The 17,637-nt window shown below is 58.7% G+C and carries 13 protein-coding genes; 6 read left to right on the top strand and 7 right to left on the bottom strand.

Going from position 1 to position 17,637, the window contains the following annotated elements:
* The first annotated feature begins 470 nt into the window (after positions 1-470).
* The 3 genes from WG29040_RS07005 (at position 471) to WG29040_RS06995 (ending at position 5,253) form a co-directional block, all read left to right on the top strand.
* Positions 471-2,243, top strand: coding sequence for an N-acetylglutaminylglutamine amidotransferase (locus WG29040_RS07005; RefSeq protein ID WP_003447052.1), 1,773 nt, complete (start codon positions 471-473; stop codon positions 2,241-2,243).
* 3 nt (positions 2,244-2,246) lie between these two features.
* Positions 2,247-3,992 carry an N-acetylglutaminylglutamine synthetase gene (gene ngg / locus WG29040_RS07000; protein WP_003447050.1) on the top strand — a complete coding sequence of 582 codons (1,746 nt, stop codon included), beginning with the start codon at positions 2,247-2,249 and terminating at the stop codon, positions 3,990-3,992.
* A gap of 73 nt (positions 3,993-4,065) precedes the next feature.
* Positions 4,066-5,253, top strand: a complete 1,188-nt coding sequence (locus tag WG29040_RS06995; protein ID WP_003447048.1) for an osmoprotectant NAGGN system M42 family peptidase — start codon at positions 4,066-4,068, stop codon at positions 5,251-5,253.
* A 207-nt stretch (positions 5,254-5,460) separates the two neighbouring features.
* On the opposite strand, the gene cysG is transcribed toward WG29040_RS06995, so the two are convergent.
* From cysG to WG29040_RS06965, 6 genes are read right to left on the bottom strand one after another with little or no spacing between them, the layout of a single operon-like run.
* Positions 5,461-6,855, bottom strand: coding sequence for a siroheme synthase CysG (cysG, locus tag WG29040_RS06990; protein ID WP_003447046.1), 1,395 nt, complete (start codon positions 6,853-6,855; stop codon positions 5,461-5,463).
* On the bottom strand, positions 6,856-8,136 hold the full coding sequence (serS, locus tag WG29040_RS06985; protein WP_003447044.1) for a serine--tRNA ligase: 1,281 nt from the start codon (positions 8,134-8,136) through the stop codon (positions 6,856-6,858). It abuts the gene before it with no gap.
* 16 nt (positions 8,137-8,152) lie between these two features.
* Complete coding sequence (gene crcB, locus WG29040_RS06980; RefSeq protein ID WP_003447042.1) at positions 8,153-8,527, bottom strand: fluoride efflux transporter CrcB; 375 nt, start codon at positions 8,525-8,527, stop codon at positions 8,153-8,155.
* The gene (locus WG29040_RS06975) at positions 8,524-9,849 is read right to left on the bottom strand and encodes a replication-associated recombination protein A (RefSeq protein WP_010656192.1); all 1,326 of its coding nucleotides are present in this window, start codon (positions 9,847-9,849) and stop codon (positions 8,524-8,526) included. The genes crcB and WG29040_RS06975 overlap by 4 nt, the downstream gene beginning before the upstream one ends.
* A 30-nt stretch (positions 9,850-9,879) precedes the next feature.
* Complete coding sequence (lolA, locus tag WG29040_RS06970; RefSeq protein WP_003447038.1) at positions 9,880-10,503, bottom strand: outer membrane lipoprotein chaperone LolA; 624 nt, start codon at positions 10,501-10,503, stop codon at positions 9,880-9,882.
* 51 nt (positions 10,504-10,554) lie between these two features.
* The gene (locus tag WG29040_RS06965; RefSeq protein ID WP_177412945.1) at positions 10,555-13,002 is read right to left on the bottom strand and encodes a DNA translocase FtsK; all 2,448 of its coding nucleotides are present in this window, start codon (positions 13,000-13,002) and stop codon (positions 10,555-10,557) included.
* 372 nt (positions 13,003-13,374) lie between these two features.
* On the opposite strand from WG29040_RS06965, the gene aat reads away from it, so the two are divergent.
* The 3 genes from aat (at position 13,375) to infA (ending at position 15,182) form a co-directional block, all read left to right on the top strand.
* Entirely contained in the window at positions 13,375-14,061 is a 687-nt protein-coding gene (gene aat / locus WG29040_RS06960; RefSeq protein WP_003447034.1) for a leucyl/phenylalanyl-tRNA--protein transferase, read from the top strand.
* Positions 14,062-14,157: 96 nt separating this feature from the next.
* Positions 14,158-14,865 carry an arginyltransferase gene (locus WG29040_RS06955; protein WP_003447032.1) on the top strand — a complete coding sequence of 236 codons (708 nt, stop codon included), beginning with the start codon at positions 14,158-14,160 and terminating at the stop codon, positions 14,863-14,865.
* A gap of 98 nt (positions 14,866-14,963) precedes the next feature.
* Positions 14,964-15,182 (top strand): translation initiation factor IF-1, encoded by a 219-nt coding sequence (gene infA, locus WG29040_RS06950; RefSeq protein ID WP_002553999.1) that lies wholly within the window; start codon positions 14,964-14,966, stop codon positions 15,180-15,182.
* A 159-nt stretch (positions 15,183-15,341) separates the two neighbouring features.
* Here infA and clpA read toward each other — a convergent pair whose 3' ends face one another.
* Positions 15,342-17,612 (bottom strand): ATP-dependent Clp protease ATP-binding subunit ClpA, encoded by a 2,271-nt coding sequence (gene clpA / locus WG29040_RS06945; RefSeq protein WP_003447030.1) that lies wholly within the window; start codon positions 17,610-17,612, stop codon positions 15,342-15,344.
* Between the last annotated feature and the right edge of the window lie 25 nt (positions 17,613-17,637).

Genomic DNA, 17,637 nt, shown 5'->3' with positions numbered 1-17,637 from the left:
CTTGCCGCCGAACCAATGCAACAGGCGCACCCATGCCTGCTTTTGGTGTTTTCTTGCTGCGCCGCAGCGAAACATATCCATGCATTTCGGCCTTCAGCCCAAGCCCGGCAAAGGACAAAACCAGCACCGCCGGTAAAGTTTTATTGAACGATCACGGCATGCAGGCACTCGAAAAACCCAGACTACTTACGGCGGCGCGCTCTGACTGCGCTTTTGCGCCGGAAGGATCGGGAGACAGGTCAGAGCGCTATGTCCGATCCGAAACAGGGCCTGAACGCTACTGGTTACCAGTATTTTGCAATGCCAGGGCATAGCGTTCCGATACTGCTTGCAACCGATGCCAGGTGGATCACCTCTCCCGATCAACGGAGAGGAGTTGAGACGCCTGACATGCTGCGAAAGCGTAGAAAAATCCTGCTTGAACAGCAGCAGTAGCGCGACAGGCCCGGCTTTGAAAGGGTTAAAGCTACATGTGCGGATTAGCTGGAGAGTTACGTTTTGATCATCAACCTGCCGACCTGGCAGCCATCGAACGCATCACCCATCACCTGGCACCCCGTGGGCCCGACGCCTGGGGTTTTCACAGTCAGGGACCGATAGCCCTCGGCCACCGCAGGCTGAAAATCATGGACCTGTCAGACGGCTCGGCGCAGCCGATGGTCGACAGCCAACTGGGTTTGTCCCTGGCGTTCAACGGCGCCATTTATAACTTCCCCGAACTGCGGGCCGAGCTCGAAAGCCTCGGCTACGGGTTTTACTCCGACGGTGACACCGAAGTGCTGCTCAAGGGCTATCACGCCTGGGGCGAAGCCTTACTGCCCAAGCTCAATGGCATGTTTGCCTTTGCCATCTGGGAGCGTGACAGCCAGTCGCTGTTCATAGCCCGCGACCGCCTGGGCGTAAAGCCGCTGTACTTGTCGCGGACCGGCGAACGCCTGCGCTTTGCCTCGACTCTGCCGGCACTGCTCAAGGGTGGTGATATCAGCCCGATGCTCGACCCGGTCGCACTCAATCACTACCTGAATTTCCATGCCGTGGTGCCTGCACCGCGTACCCTGATTGCCGGTATCGAAAAACTGCCGCCGGCCACTTGGATGCGGATCAAGGCCAATGGACAGACCGAGCAAAAAACCTGGTGGACCCTGCCCTACGGGCCCCACGCCGATGAGCAAAATCTGACCCTGGAAGACTGGCGCGACCGCGTTCTGGACAGCACCCGCGAGGCCGTAGCCATTCGCCAGCGCGCTGCCGTGGATGTTGGCGTGCTGCTCTCGGGCGGCGTCGACTCCAGCTTGCTGGTGGGCTTACTGCGGGATGTTGGGGTACAGGACCTGTCGACTTTTTCCATCGGCTTTGAGGACGCAGGCGGCGAACGCGGGGACGAATTCCAGTATTCGGACTTGATCGCCAGGCATTACGGCACTCGCCATCACCAACTGCGTATTGGCGAACATGAAATCATCGAGCAACTGCCGGCGGCCTTCCGCGCCATGAGCGAGCCGATGGTCAGCCACGACTGCATCGCCTTTTATTTGCTGTCTCGCGAAGTGGCCAAACATTGCAAGGTGGTGCAGAGCGGTCAGGGTGCTGACGAGCTGTTCGCCGGTTATCACTGGTACCCGCAAGTCGACGGCGCCAGCGATCCATACGCCGCTTACCGTGAAGCCTTCTTCGACCGCAGTTATGACGAATACAAAGCCACAGTGCAGCCCCGCTGGCTGACGGCCAATGACGCGGCCGGCGACTATGTACGCGAGCATTTCGCCCAGCCGGGGGCGAATGCCGGAGTGGACAAGGCCTTGCGCCTGGACAGCACGGTGATGCTGGTGGATGACCCGGTCAAACGGGTCGACAACATGACCATGGCCTGGGGCCTTGAAGCCCGCACGCCATTTCTCGACTACCGGCTGGCCGAACTTTCGGCGCGAATTCCCGCACGCTTCAAGCTGCCCGACGGCGGCAAGCAGGTGCTCAAGGAAGCCGCACGACTGGTTATCCCCAGTGAAGTGATCGACCGCAAAAAAGGTTACTTTCCGGTGCCCGGCCTCAAGCATCTGCAAGGCAATACCCTTGATTGGGTGCGCGACCTGCTGCTGGACCCGAGCCAGGATCGAGGGCTGTTTCAACCCGCCATGCTCGATCAGCTACTGACCAACCCGCAAGGTCAACTGACACCCCTCAATGGTTCCAAGCTGTGGCAACTGGCTGCTTTGAACCTGTGGTTGAGCGAACAAGGAATCTAATCAATGAAACCCCTCGCTACGGCCTACAGCCAGCGTTTGTTACGCGGCCAGGCGCCGTCTTATGAACGCCTGCAGGCCCGTTTTGCCGAAGATGGCAGTGAACCGGGCGCAGAGCCCATGGCCATCCATTGCGGCTGGGGGCGACTGTTGATCGGGCATACCTTCCCTGATCCTGCCAGCCTGGCCAACGAGTTGCTGAACGAACAAACCGGCGAGCGAGATATCGCGCTCTACGTTGCAGCGCCCCAGCAAGTGTTGGCGCAATCACCGCAGCAGCTGTTTCTCGACCCCTCAGACACCTTGCGCCTGTGGTTTACCGACTACCGCCCGGCCACAAGGGTGTTCCGCGGGTTCCGCATCCGCCGGGTGCAAAGTGAGGCTGACTGGAATGCGGTCAACACGCTGTATCAGGCGCGCAATATGCTGCCCATCGACCCGCAGCTGCTGACTGCACGTCACCAGGGCGGGCCGGTGTACTGGATCGCCGAAGATGAAGCCACGGGCACGGTGATTGGCAGTGTGATGGGCTTGAACCACCACACGGCGTTTCATGACCCTGAAAACGGCAGCAGCCTGTGGTGCCTGGCAGTCGATCCACAGTGCTCACGTCCCGGGGTGGGTGAAGTGCTGGTGCGCCATTTGATCGAGCACTTCATGAGCCGGGGCCTGAGCTATCTCGACTTGTCCGTGCTGCACGACAACGCCCAGGCCAAGAGCCTCTACAGCAAGCTGGGCTTTCGCAACCTGTCGACCTTCACCATCAAACGCAAAAACGGCATCAACCAACCGCTGTTTCTGGGGCCGGGGCCCGAAGCCGGCCTCAACCCTTACGCGCGGATCCTGGTTGAAGAGGCCTACAAACGCGGGATCGATGTCCAGATCGATGACGCTGGCGCCGGGCTTTTCACCCTCAGCCACGGCGGCCGGCGGATTCGTTGCCGCGAATCACTCAGTGATTTGACCAGCGCTATCAGCATGAGCCTGTGTCAGGACAAATGCCTGACCCACAAGGTATTGAGCCAAACGGGACTGAACGTGCCGAGCCAGCAACTGGCGAGCGATGCCGATGACAATCTGGCGTTTCTCGAGCAGCACTCGCGGGTGGTGGTCAAACCTGTGGATGGCGAACAGGGCAATGGGGTGGCGGTGGATCTGGAAACCATCGAACAGGTGCAGCAGGCCATTGAAACGGCCCGCGGGTTTGATAGCCGGGTCTTGCTCGAAAGCTTCCACGAAGGCCTCGATCTGCGCATTGTGGTGATCGGCTTTGAAGTGGTCGCCGCCGCCATCCGCCGACCTGCTCAGGTTATTGGTGACGGCCTGCACCGCGTTGACCAGTTGATCGAAGCGCAAAGCCGACGGCGCCAGGCCGCAACCCAGGGTGAAAGCCGTATCCCGCTGGATGGCGAAACCCTGCGCGCAGTACAGGCGGCGGGCTTCGAGTACGACAGTATTGTGCCAACTGGCCAGATAGTGAACGTGCGCCGAACGGCCAACCTGCACACCGGTGGCTGCCTTGAAGACGTGACCGACATTCTGCACCCGGTGCTGGCCGACGCTGCAGTCCGTGCAGCACGGGCGCTGGATATTCCGGTGGTCGGGCTGGACTTGATGGTGGTGGCTGCCGATCAGCCCGAGTACGTGTTTATCGAAGCCAACGAACGGGCCGGTCTTGCCAATCACGAGCCACAACCCACCGCCGAACGCTTCATCGATTTGTTGTTCCCGCACAGTCAGCCGGCACCCTGAAGTACCGTCGCTGAACGTCACCCGGAACCCGCCGCATCGCAGCGATGCGGCGGGCCTCACCTCAGGAGTCATTATGAATCGCACCATCCCTGAACCCGATCTCGACTACCTGCAACGGGTACTCCTGGAAATGCTCGCCATTCCCAGCCCCACCGGTTTTACCGACACCATCGTGCGCTATGTGGCCGAACGCCTGGATGAGCTGGGCATTCCTTTTGAACTGACCCGTCGCGGCACGTTGCGCGCGACCCTCAAAGGTCAGAAAAACAGCCCGGATCGCGCCGTTTCGGCGCATCTGGACACCATCGGCGCCAGCGTACGGGCGATCAAGGACAACGGACGGTTGATCCTGGCGCCTGTGGGTTGCTGGTCCAGCCGCTTTGCCGAGGGCAGCCGTGTCAGTCTGTTTACCGACAACGGAGTCATTCGCGGCAGTGTCCTGCCTCTGATGGCTTCAGGGCATGCATTCAACACCGGGGTGGATGAACTGCCGATCAGTTGGGACCACATTGAGTTACGCCTGGATGCCTACTGCGCGACTCGCGCAGATTGCGACTCACTGGGGGTGAATATTGGCGACTATGTCGCGTTTGACCCGCTGCCGGAATTCACCGAAAGCGGCCATATCAGTGCCCGGCATCTGGACGACAAGGCGGGTGTAGCGGCATTGCTCGCGGCCTTGAAGGCCATTGTCGACAGCGGTGTACAACCGTTGATTGACTGCCATCCACTGTTCACCATCACCGAAGAAACCGGTAGCGGTGCGGCTGCGGCTTTGCCATGGGATGTTAGCGAATTCGTCGGGATTGATATTGCCCCGGTGGCACCGGGTCAGCATTCCAGCGAACACGCCGTGAGTGTGGCGATGCAGGATTCGGGGGGGCCGTACGACTATCACTTGTCGCGGCACTTGCTGGGCCTGGCCGCCGAAAACGAGCTGCCGGTACGCCGCGATATGTTCCGTTACTACTTCAGCGATGCGCATTCGGCGGTGACCGCCGGGCATGACATCCGTTGCGCCTTGCTGGCATTCGGTTGTGACGCGACCCACGGTTATGAGCGAACCCATATCGACAGCCTGGCGGCGTTGAGCCGATTGCTCGGTGCTTACATCCTGAGCCCGCCGGTATTTGCCAGTGACGCGCAGCCTGCCCAGGGTTCACTGGATCGCTTCAGCCACCAGATCGAGCATGACGCGCAAATGGAAAGCGATACCCGGGTGCCGTCGGTAGAGAGTCTGGTGGGAGATAACCGCAGCTGAATAAACGCAGATCCCCTGCAGGAGCGAGCTGTATGTGACAGCGCTGGACAGCTCGCTCCTACAGTTTTCAAGCCATGCCAGCTTCTGATGCACATACACAAAGCGGTGGAGATAATCGGCGCCAAACGCAAGTCACCGTAGGAGCGAGCTTGCTCGCGAGCTGTTCGTTAACACGCGCAAAAGCTCGCTCCTACAGGAAATTGGCGTTTATACCTGAGACTGTGCGCCTTCGAACCATGCAAGCTTCTTACGCAGCAACACCACTTCGCCCACAATCACCAGGGTAGGTGCATGGACTTCGTGATCGGCCACCAGCTTGGGCAAGTCACTGAGCGTGCCGGTAAACACCCGCTGATTGGCCGTGGTGCCTTGCTGGATCAGCGCAGCCGGAGTGTCTGGGGAACGGCCATGGGCGATCAGCTGTTCGCAGATGATCGGCAAACCGACCAGCCCCATGTAGAACACCAGTGTTTGCGCCGGAGCGACCAGGTCACTCCAGGGCAAATTGCTGGTGCCGTCCTTCAGGTGCCCCGTCACAAAACGCACGGACTGCGCGTAGTCGCGATGGGTCAGGGGGATGCCGGCATAGGCTGAACAACCGCTGGCTGCCGTGATACCCGGTACCACCTGGAACGCAATGCCATGGGCCGCCAGCTCTTCGATCTCTTCACCACCACGACCAAAGATGAACGGATCGCCACCCTTGAGCCGGACCACACGCTTGCCCTGTCTGGCCAGATCCACCAATTGGCGGTTGATCTGGTCTTGCGGCACCGCGTGATCGGCGCGGCGCTTGCCGACATAAATACGCTCGGCATCGCGACGGCACAGTTCAAGAATCGCAGGAGCTACCAATCGGTCGTAGAGCACCACATCTGCTTGCTGCATCAGACGCAACGCGCGAAAGGTCAGCAGGTCCGGATCGCCTGGGCCGGCACCCACCAGGTAAACCTCACCGGTAGTGATGGCCGCTTCGCCATTGATCTTGGCCAGCAGCAAACGCTCTGCTTCAGCGCCCTGCCCGGCCAGTTGCCGGTCAGCAATCGGGCCCTGGAAAACATCTTCCCAGAACCCGCGACGCTGCTGCACATCAGGAAACAAGCCTTTGACCTGGGTGCGAAAACGCGCTGCAAGGCCGGCCAGTTGACCGTAGGTCGAGGGAATCCAGGTTTCAATCTTGGCGCGAATCAAGCGCGCCAGCACCGGCGCGTCGCCACCACTGGAAACGGCAATCACCAGCGGGGAGCGGTCGACAATGGCGGGGAAGATCACGCTGCACAAGGCAGGTGCATCCACCACATTGACCGGCACACAGCGGCGGTGGGCATCAGCGGAAACTTGCGCATTGAGCGGCTCATCGTCGGTTGCGGCAATGATCAGGACACACCCTTCAAGGTCCGCCTCAACATAGCCACGCAACACCTGTTCGCCGCCGCTGCTGTTAATCAATTCGCACAACTGGGGCTCGATGGCGGGTGCGACAACCCGCAGTAGCGCACCGGCATCGGCCAGCAGCCGGGATTTGCGCAGGGCAATCTCCCCGCCGCCGACCACCAGTACACGGCTGCCACGCAGGTTATGAAACAGCGGCAGAAACTCCATTTAGCCGATGACCTCGATGCCGCCCATGTAGGGCTTGAGCACTTCTGGCACACGGATCGAGCCGTCTGCCTGCTGGTAGTTTTCCAGCACCGCTACCAGGGTGCGGCCTACAGCCAGACCCGAACCGTTGAGGGTGTGGACCAGTTCCGGCTTGCCGGTTTCCGGATTACGGAAACGCGCTTGCATACGGCGGGCCTGGAAATCGCCACAGTTGGAGCACGACGAAATTTCGCGGTACTTGTCCTGGCTCGGGATCCACACTTCCAGATCGTAGGTTTTAATTGCGCTGAAGCCCATGTCGCCGGTGCACAGCGCCAGCGTGCGGTATGGCAGTTCCAGCAGTTGCAGCACTTTTTCAGCGTTGCCAACCAGACCTTCCAGCGCGTCCATCGAGGTCGAAGGCTCAACGATCTGGACCATTTCAACCTTGTCGAACTGGTGCTGACGGATCATGCCGCGGGTATCACGACCCGAAGCCCCGGCCTCGCTGCGGAAGCACGGGGTGTGCGCCACAAACTTGATCGGCAGGGATTTGTGCTCGACGATTTCGCCGGCAACGATGTTGGTCAAGGTCACTTCAGCGGTCGGGATCAGATAAAAATCGGCTTCGCCTTCGCGGCTGATCTTGAACAGCTCTTCTTCGAACTTGGGCAGCTGGCCAGTGCCTTGCAGCGCCGGGGCCTGGACCAGATAAGGCGTGTAAGCCTCTTCATAGCCGTGCTCGCCGGTATGCAGGTTGATCATGAACTGCGCCAGTGCGCGGTGCAGGCGAGCGATAGGCCCGCGCAGCAAGGCAAAGCGGGCACCGGACAATTTGGCGGCGGTTTCGAAGTCCAGCCAGCCGTACTGCTCGCCAAGGGCGACGTGGTCCTTGATTTCAAAATCGAAGGCAGTCGGCGTTCCCCAGCGGCGGATTTCGACATTGTCGTCTTCATCGGCACCGACCGGCACGGAGGCGTCCGGCAGGTTCGGCAGGCTCAGCAGGATCGAGTCCAGCTCGGTCTGGATGGCGTCCAGCTCGACCTTGCCACTGGCCAGATCGCTGCCCATGGTTTCAACACTGGCCATCAGTGGCGCGATATCTTCACCGCGAGCCTTGGCCTGGCCAATGCTTTTGGAAATGGCATTGCGCTCGGCCTGAAGCTTCTCGGTCAGGGTCTGGACTTCTTTACGCTTGGCTTCCAGCGCGTCGATGCGCGCCACGTCCAGCTTGTAGCCACGGGATGCCAGGCGATCCGCTACGTCCTGCAGGTTGGTACGTAACAGTTTGGAATCGAGCATGTCGGTTTCTCGTTTATCAAAGTTTGGTCAAGGACAGGCCAGCCCAGGTGGCGAGCAGCCCGCCGAACACGCTGAGGGCCGCATAGCCCAGCGCCAGTGGCACTTGCCCGCTTTCAAGCAGGCGCACCGTGTCCAGTGAAAAGGATGAAAATGTGGTCAAACCGCCCAGAAAACCCACCATCAGTCCGGCTCGGACTTCAATCGGCACTTCAGGGCGTATCAAAAAAAGTCCGTACAGGACGCCAATCAGCAGGCAGCCCACGATATTAACGGCCAATGTCGCGGTATAGAAGTGCCTGGGCCAATTGGCATTAATCCAGTTACCCGTGGCGAAACGCAACAAGGTTCCCGCAATACCGCCCACAGAGACGGCAACAATCAGTGGAATCAAGGTTTTCTCCGCCGTATCGGGCTCGCCTGATCAAGCGCTGCCAGGTGCCTGAGCTTTTCGCCGATTTTAAGCTCCAGCCCGCGGGGTACCGGCTGATAAAGCTGCAATGGCTCCAGCTCGTCCGGAAAGTAATCTTCGCCGGCGGCATAGGCGTCCGGCTCGTCATGGGCATAACGGTACTCGTCGCCATAACCCAGTTGTTTCATCAACTTGGTCGGCGCGTTGCGCAAATGCAGCGGCACTTCACGGGAACCGTCTTCGGCAACGGCACGCCGTGCGGCCTTGAAGGCCATGTACACCGCGTTGCTCTTGGGCGCACAGGCCAGATAAGTGATGGCCTGGGCCACTGCCAGTTCGCCTTCCGGACTCCCCAGACGTTCTTGCACGTCCCAGGCCGCCAGACACAGGCTCAAGGCCCGCGGGTCGGCATTACCGATATCTTCACTGGCCATGCGCACCACGCGTCGGGCGATGTACAGCGGATCGCAGCCGCCATCGATCATTCGCGCAAACCAGTACAGCGAGGCATCCGGATTGGAGCCGCGTACCGATTTATGCAATGCCGAGATCTGGTCGTAAAACGCCTCGCCGCCCTTGTCGAAACGGCGCTGAGTGTCGCCCAGCAGGCTGTGCAGCAAATCGATGCCGATTTCGCTGTTGTCTTCAGCCAGGTCCGAAGCGTTTTCAAGCAGGTTGAGCAAGCGTCGGCCATCGCCATCGGCGGCCCGCAGCAATGTCTGGAAGCCCTCATCACTGAGGGTCAGACCACGCTTGCCCAGACCCTTGTCTTCAGTCAATGCGCGCTGCACCAGCTTGAGCATGGCCGCTTCATCGAGACTTTTGAGTACGTATACACGCGCCCGCGACAGCAGTGCGTTGTTCAATTCAAAGGAGGGGTTTTCTGTGGTGGCGCCAATGAAGATCAAGGTGCCATCTTCGACATAAGGTAAAAACGCATCCTGCTGCGACTTGTTGAAGCGATGTACTTCGTCGACAAACAGGATGGTCCGCCGCCCGTACTGGCCGGCTTGCTGCCTGGCGATCTCAACCGCCTGGCGAATTTCCTTTACCCCCGCCAGTACTGCCGAAACCGTTTCAAAATGCGCATCGGACACTTCCGCCAGCAAGCGCGCCAGGGTGGTTTTACCCACCCCCGGCGGCCCCCAGAAAATCATCGAATGCAGTGCCCCCTGCTCCAGCGCTTCGCGCAGGGGCTTGCCGCGCGCCAGCAGGTGTTCCTGACCGACGTACTCATCCAGATTGGCTGCACGCAGGCGGGCAGCCAGGGGTTGAGCGATGGGAGCACTACGAAACAAATCCATGGGCAGCGTTTGAAACCTCTTGGTCCGGGATTACTCCTGGATGACATCAGCCCCTTTCGGGATATCGAACTTGAATTTGGAGGCCGGGATCGGTTCGTTGGCCTTGACCCCGTTGAACAGGATGTCGGTACGCTGACCCACGCTGTCGACCAGGCGCATGTTGTTGATCACGCCCTTGCGGAAGGACAGGCTCAGCGAGTCGAACAACGTGTCTTTGGTCTTCGGTTTGAGCACGAAGTCGATGACTTCTCCGGCTTGCCTGGAGGAAATATCAAAGCTTTCGCTGATTTTCGACACATCGCCCGAGAGCAGCAAGGCCGGGGTCTGGGTCAGACGCTGATCAAGCTTCTTGATCGTCACCTGCTCCAGGTCCGGGTCCCACAGGGTTACTTTCTGACCATCGGAAATCATGGTCTGTTCTTGAGGCGCATCGGTATGCCAGTAGAACAAGCCCGGGCGTTGCAGCGCCATTTCACCTGCGGTCTCCTGCAACTGCGTGCCGCTGCCATCGAGGGTCATCTGCGAAAAACGGGCGGTCAGGGTTTTCGACTTTTCCAGAAGGTTGGTCAAACTCTGAACATCAGGCTGGGCAGCACTGGCCGAAAATGCAGTAAAGGCCAATACCGGCAGCAAAAGCATGCTGACAAAACGCATGGAAATCCTCATTGATTAGTTGAACGCTGCTCGCGAATGCCCGCAGGCAAATCAGTCGCGCATTGGGGCCGGCGCCAGCACTTCACGCGAGCCATTGGTATTCATTGACGTGACAACCCCGGCCATTTCCATGGACTCGATCATGCGAGCGGCCCGGTTATATCCAATTTTCAGCTTGCGCTGCACTGCAGAGATCGAGGCACGACGGCTTTCGAGTACAAACTGAACCGCCTCGTCATACAAGGCATCGGTTTCAGCGTCGTCACTGCCCTCACTGCTGCCGCCATCAAAGCCGCTACCCGGCTCTTCAACGCCGGCCAGGATGTCATCGTTGTAATCAGGGCTGCCACGCAGCTTCCAGGCTTCAACCACACGGTGCACTTCTTCGTCCGAAACGAAAGCGCCGTGCACACGAATCGGCAGGCTGGTGCCGGGCGGCATGTAGAGCATGTCGCCATGGCCCAGCAGTTGTTCGGCACCACCCTGGTCGATAATGGTGCGCGAGTCGATCTTGCTCGACACCTGGAACGCCATACGGGTCGGAATGTTGGCCTTGATCAGACCGGTGATCACATCCACCGACGGACGCTGGGTGGCGAGGATCAGGTGAATACCCGCAGCCCGCGCTTTCTGGGCGATACGGGCAATCAGTTCTTCGACCTTCTTACCGACGATCATCATCATGTCGGCAAATTCGTCGACCACCACCACGATGGTGGGCAACTTGACCAGCAGCGGCGCTTCGTCATGGATGCTTTCGCGCTTGTACAGCGGATCGGTCAGCGGCTCGCCGGCAGCCTCGGCATCCTTGATCTTCTGGTTGAAGCCCGCGAGGTTTCGTACCCCCATCTTGGCCATCAACTTGTAGCGCCGCTCCATCTCGGCAACGCTCCAGCGCAGGGCGTTAGCCGCATCTTTCATGTCCGTGACCACAGGGCACAGCAAATGCGGAATGCCTTCATAGATCGACAGTTCAAGCATTTTCGGGTCGATCATGATCAGCTTGGCGTCTTCCGGGCCCGACTTGAACAAAATCGACAAAATCATGGCGTTCACGCCTACGGACTTACCGGAACCGGTGGTACCGGCCACCAGCAAGTGCGGCATCTTGGCCAGGTCGGTAATCACCGGTTTGCCACCAATATCGTGGCCCAACGCCAGGGTGACTGGAGACTTGGCGTCATCAAACTCGGGGGTCGACAGCACTTCAGAGAACCGCACGATCTGGCGGTCTTCGTTGGGGATTTCGATACCCACGGTGGTTTTGCCCGGAATGACTTCAACCACCCGTACGCTGGTCACCGCCAGCGAGCGCGCCAGGTCCTTGGCCAGGTTGGCAATGCGGCTGACCTTGACCCCGGCCGCCGGTTGAATTTCGTAACGGGTGATCACCGGGCCCGGGTGGATCGAATCCACCGACACTTCGACCCCGAATTCCTTGAGTTTGATTTCAAGCAGATGACCTACAGCCGCCAAGGACTCAGGGGAGTAATTGAGTTGTTTCTTCTCGGCCGGGTCAAGAATAGAGATCGGCGGCAAGGTGCCTTCAACCGCGCTGTCTACAAACAACGGTGCCTGCTTCTCTTTTTGGACCCGCTTGCTCGGCTCGGGCACTTTGGCCGGCGCCGGAGCGATGACCGCCGGCACGTGTTTTTCACGCTCGGACATGTGCTTGGTCAATGCCTGTTCGCGCTCGATCAGGCGCTCCTTGGCCTTGGCCTGTTCACGCTTGTCAGACACGCTTGGGGCGACCACTTCACTGACCCGGGTGTCGACTTCACGCAACTGGGCAACAAGCTGTTTGCGCTCGTTGCGGTCCGACCACCAGCGATTGGCTGCGCCCTGGATCAGCTCGAACAGATCGAGGGTGATTTTACCGGTGACGTCCATGACCTTGAACCATGACAGGTCGGTGAACACCGTCAGCCCGAACAGGAACAACGCAATCAGCAGCAAGGTACTGCCCTGGATGTTCAGTGCGTTCTTGGCCAGATCACCCAGGCTTTCGCCCAGTGCACCGCCCGCGCCAGCCGGCAAACCTGCGGCCGAATGGAAGTGGATATGGGCCAGGGCTGCGCCCGATAGCACCAGAAATATCAGACCTACCAGGCGCCACGAGAACAACAGGCCGCTCCACTGCCAGGGCTGATGCCGCTCACGGAAGATCTGCCAGGCCTTGATCGCCAGCAGCAACGGAAAGATGTAGGCAAAGTAACCGAGCACCATAAACAGGATGTCAGCGCTGTAGGAGCCAGCAGGTCCGCCGAAGTTCTGCACATCGACTACGCGGCTGTTATGGCTCCAGCCGGGATCGTCCTTGCCGTAGGTCAGCAAGGCCATGATCATGAACAGGCATAGGGCGCCAATAGCGATCAATGCACCTTCCTTGAGCCGGTAGTGCAATTGCTGACGCCAGAGAGGAACGGCTTTGGGTGCTGCTGCTGTGGATTTCTTCAAAACGGGTCTTTTCCTGCGCCTTTGGCGCGCCCAACTATTAATTGACTAAATTGACTGCAAAGTACTGCCCATATTGAGCAGGTGACAAGTTCCGACATGAAACTGACCAGCGCTGTACACAGCCTTGTACTATTACCCGCAGTAGTCTGCAGTGACTTCCGTGCAGTCTAGATCAGCTCAAACAGGCGGGCCATTGTACGGGTTTAAGCCGCTGATGCCACGTGGCCTCAAGGCGCGGGCAAAATCGGCGCGCGACTGGCTGAGAAGCGCCAATTTGAGCATGTATTACCTTTTGTGACAAAGACTTATACCACCGTCAAAACAGAGCTTACATTTAACTGGCAGATCGACTGAGACCGCATTTGCGCGACAGAGTTGCAACCGCCCTCCCCTTCTCCCGCAAGACGGATTGCCATGCTGACCTGGTTAAAACGCGACACCCTGACATTCCCGCCGCTTACCAAAGCCATGCGCGAGCCCAACGGACTTTTGGCCGCGGGCGGCGATCTATCAGCCGACCGCCTGATCCAGGCCTACCGCCATGGCTGCTTTCCGTGGTTTTCCGAAGGCCAGCCCATTCTCTGGTGGTCGCCCGATCCGCGCACAGTGCTGTTCCCCGAGGAACTACATGTATCCCGCAGCCTGGGGAAACTCTTGCGCCAGCAACGCTACCAGGTGAGCTTTGATCGTGACTTCGCAAGTGTCATCCAGGCCTGCGCCGCACCCCGCAGTTACGCGGATGGCACCTGGATCACCGACGACATGCAAAACGCCTACACCGAACTTCACGCCCGCGGGCACGCCCATTCGGTGGAGGTCTGGGATAACGGCACACTGGTCGGCGGCCTGTACGGCCTGGCAATGGGCCAGCTATTTTTTGGCGAGTCCATGTTCAGCCGGGCCGATAACGCTTCAAAATTCGGCTTTGCCACACTGGTCAGGCAACTCCAGGCCTGGGGTTTCGTGCTGATTGATTGCCAAATGCCGACCAATCATCTGGAAAGCCTGGGTGCACGCTCAATCCCGCGCCAACAGTTTGCCGACTACCTGCGCCAGCATCTGGACCAACCCTCAACCGCGGCGTGGGCCACACCTCTGTAGCCTCGTCGCTGGCTGCAGTTATTGCAGGCAGGGTTTTATAGGCGAGTTTTGCGCACTGGCTTACACTTAATTCAAAAGATTTCCCGAGGGCCCATCATGACCGAGCTGGCGCGTTTGAAGTTTTATGCCACTCAACCTCACGTTTGCAGCTACCTGCCCGATGAACAAGCCACCACGCTGTTCCTCGACCCCAGCCAGCCGATGGATGTGCAGGTCTATGCCGACTTGTCCGAAATGGGTTTCCGGCGCAGTGGTGATCACCTCTATCGTCCCCATTGCCTGAAGTGCGATGCGTGCACCCCGGCGCGGATTCCTGTCGCGCGCTTTATGCCCAACCGCCAGCAAAAACGTATTTTCAAGCGTAATGCCGACCTGCAGGTGCAAGCGGTAAAACCCGGCTTCAGCGAAGAGAACTTTGGTCTGTATCAGCGCTATATCGAGCAGCGGCATGCCGATGGCGACATGTATCCACCGAGCCGCGACCAGTTTTCGACTTTTTTGGTACGCGACCTGCCGTTCTCTACATTCTACGAATTTCGCCTTGATGGACGCCTGTTGGCGGTCGCCGTGACCGACGTACTGCCCAACGGTTTATCGGCGGTCTATACCTTCTACGAACCTGCCGAAGAGCGCCGCAGTCTGGGGCGATACGGGATTCTCTGGCAGATCGCCGAAGCCAGGCGCCTGGGGCTGGATGCACTGTATTTGGGGTACTGGATCAAGAACTGCAAAAAGATGAATTACAAGACTGAATATCGGCCGATAGAGCTGCTGATAAATCAGCGATGGAGCACTGTTAACTGAACCCTTGGCTTAAACCCCATTTTTCGGGCACAATGCACGCCGCTTTTGCCTGGCGCAGTTGCACCGGGCCATTCATTGGACACCGAGGGCTTTACTGCATGTCGAAAGAAGACAGCTTCGAAATGGAAGGCACTGTCGTCGACACCCTGCCCAACACCATGTTTCGTGTGGAGTTGGAAAATGGGCACGTCGTAACCGCGCATATTTCCGGCAAGATGCGCAAGAACTACATTCGTATTCTTACCGGCGACAAAGTGCGCGTCGAGCTGACGCCCTATGACTTGAGCAAAGGGCGCATCACTTACCGCGCTCGTTAATCAAGTCAATACAAAACGCCCGGTTCTGCCGGGCGTTTTTGTGTGTCCGCGATTTGACCACCCCCTGCCGGAGCGAGCTGGCCTAGCGCCGCAGCCTCCATAAACAGTCCACCCATAAAAAAAGCGCCTTTCGGCGCTTTTTTTTGCAGCAATGTCACATCAAGCCATTTCTACCGCAGTTTCAAACTCAAAGGTCAGCTCGCCGTCTTTCAGGTCGATATGTACCACACCGCCATGATCGGCCAGTTCACCAAAGAGAATCTCTTCAGCCAGCGGACGCTTGATCTTGTCCTGGATCAGACGCGCCATAGGGCGTGCACCCATCAACGCATCGTAGCCCCCCGCAGCCAACCAGCCACGAGCCTCGTCCGACACCACCAGTTGCACGTGCTTGTCATCCAGCTGCGCCTGCAACTCGGTGAGGAACTTGTCCACCACATGCTTGATAACCTCATGACTGAGGCGACCAAATTGAATAATGGTGTCCAGACGGTTACGGAACTCCGGAGTAAAGCTCTTCTTGATCGCTTCCATTGCATCGGAAGCATGATCCTGAATCGTGAACCCGATGGAAGCCCGCGAAGCCGTCTCGGCGCCCGCATTGGTGGTCATGATCACGATCACGTTGCGGAAGTCGGCCTTGCGCCCGTTGTTATCGGTCAGCGTACCGTGGTCCATGACCTGCAGCAGCAGGTTAAAGACCTCAGGATGAGCCTTCTCGATCTCATCGAGCAGCAGCACGCAATGCGGCTGCTTGGTGATGGCTTCCGTCAGCAAGCCGCCCTGATCGAAACCGACATACCCTGGAGGCGCACCGATCAGGCGCGACACGGTGTGACGCTCCATATACTCGGACATGTCGAAACGTACCAGTTCGATCCCCAAAGCCTTGGCCAGCTGGCGGGCAGCTTCGGTTTTACCAACCCCGGTCGGACCTGCGAACAGGAACGAGCCGACAGGCTTGTCAGGGGACTTGAGGCCGGCACGGGACAGCTTGATCGCCGTTGACAACGAATCAATAGCGGCTTCCTGACCGAATACGGTCATTCTCAGATCCCGCTCCAGGTTACGCAGCAGTTCCTTGTCTGAACTGGATACGTGCTTAGGAGGAATACGGGCGATTTTCGCAACGATATCTTCGACCTGCTCCACTTCGATGCGCTTTACACGCTTCTCCACCGGCTGCAGGCGCTGATATGCCCCTGCCTCGTCGATCACATCAATCGCCTTGTCCGGCATGTGCCGATCGTTGATGTAGCGCGAAGCCAGTTCAGCCGCCGCGCGCAAGGCCTCATCACTGTATTCGATACCGTGATGCTGCTCGAAACGGCCCTTGAGGCCACGCAGGATACCGATGGTGTCTTCAACCGAAGGCTCGGACACATCGACTTTCTGGAAGCGCCGCGCCAGTGCCCGGTCTTTTTCGAAGATCCCGCGAAACTCCTGGAACGTCGTCGAACCGATACAGCGGATATCACCCGAGGACAATAGCGGCTTAAGCAGGTTGGAGGCGTCCATAACGCCACCAGAGGCCGCGCCCGCACCAATGATGGTGTGGATTTCGTCGATAAACAAAATCGCATGCGGACGCTTTTTCAGTTCGCCGAGCAACGCCTTGAAACGCTTCTCGAAATCACCACGGTACTTGGTACCAGCCAGCAAGGCGCCGAGATCAAGGGAATAGACGATGCTGTTAGCCAGCAAGTCCGGCACTTGATTGTCGACGATACGCTTGGCCAGACCTTCGGCAATTGCGGTTTTACCCACGCCGGCCTCACCGACCAGCAATGGGTTGTTTTTGCGACGACGCGCCAGGATCTGGGCGACACGCTCAACTTCCATTTCGCGCCCCACCAGAGGATCGATGCGACCCTGGCGAGCCAGTTCATTCAAATTACTGGCATAGGCGTCCAGCGGATTGCTTGAGGACGACGATTCGCCACCCTCTTCATCCTGCATGTCATTTTCGCCGTCGGAGTGATCGCCCTGCCCCGGGACCTTGGAAATGCCATGGGCAATGAAGTTGACCACATCAATACGCGCAACGCTCTGCTGCTTGAGCAGAAACACTGCCTGGCTTTCTTGTTCGCTAAAAATCGCAACCAGTACATTGGCACCCGTGACCTCACGTTTGCCAGAGCTTTGTACATGGAATACGGCACGCTGCAAGACGCGCTGGAAGCCCAGGGTTGGCTGGGTTTCGCGATCTTCATCGTGGGCAGGGATAAGGGGAGTCGTGGAATCAATAAACTCTTGCAGGTCATGCTTGAGTTTGTCGAGGTTTGCGCCACAGGCGCGTAGAACGGTTGCGGCCGCCTCATTATCCAAAAGCGCAAGAAGGAGGTGCTCAACCGTCATGAATTCATGACGTTTGGAGCGGGCTTCCTTGAAGGCCAGATTGAGGGTGACTTCGAGCTCGCGATTTAACATGGCTTCACCTCATACCCAAGTGGTC

Source organism: Pseudomonas sp. PAMC 29040, assembly GCF_003994535.1.
Classification (GTDB): Bacteria; Pseudomonadota; Gammaproteobacteria; order Pseudomonadales; family Pseudomonadaceae; genus Aquipseudomonas; species Aquipseudomonas paraversuta.
The sequence above is the reverse complement of the archived record's forward strand: the minus strand, read 5'-3'. Positions and strand labels throughout refer to the sequence as shown.

Bases quoted from the DNA above. Each gene is read 5' to 3' on its own strand.
- WG29040_RS07005 (WP_003447052.1), top strand. From the start codon at position 471: ATGTGCGGATTAGCTGGAGAGTTACGTTTTGATCATCAACCTGCCGAC.
- ngg (WP_003447050.1), top strand. From the start codon at position 2,247: ATGAAACCCCTCGCTACGGCCTACAGCCAGCGTTTGTTACGCGGCCAG.
- WG29040_RS06995 (WP_003447048.1), top strand. From the start codon at position 4,066: ATGAATCGCACCATCCCTGAACCCGATCTCGACTACCTGCAACGGGTA.
- cysG (WP_003447046.1), bottom strand. From the start codon at position 6,855: ATGGAGTTTCTGCCGCTGTTTCATAACCTGCGTGGCAGCCGTGTACTG.
- serS (WP_003447044.1), bottom strand. From the start codon at position 8,136: ATGCTCGATTCCAAACTGTTACGTACCAACCTGCAGGACGTAGCGGAT.
- WG29040_RS06975 (WP_010656192.1), bottom strand. From the start codon at position 9,849: ATGGATTTGTTTCGTAGTGCTCCCATCGCTCAACCCCTGGCTGCCCGC.
- lolA (WP_003447038.1), bottom strand. From the start codon at position 10,503: ATGCGTTTTGTCAGCATGCTTTTGCTGCCGGTATTGGCCTTTACTGCA.
- aat (WP_003447034.1), top strand. From the start codon at position 13,375: ATGCTGACCTGGTTAAAACGCGACACCCTGACATTCCCGCCGCTTACC.
- WG29040_RS06955 (WP_003447032.1), top strand. From the start codon at position 14,158: ATGACCGAGCTGGCGCGTTTGAAGTTTTATGCCACTCAACCTCACGTT.
- infA (WP_002553999.1), top strand. From the start codon at position 14,964: ATGTCGAAAGAAGACAGCTTCGAAATGGAAGGCACTGTCGTCGACACC.
- clpA (WP_003447030.1), bottom strand. From the start codon at position 17,612: ATGTTAAATCGCGAGCTCGAAGTCACCCTCAATCTGGCCTTCAAGGAA.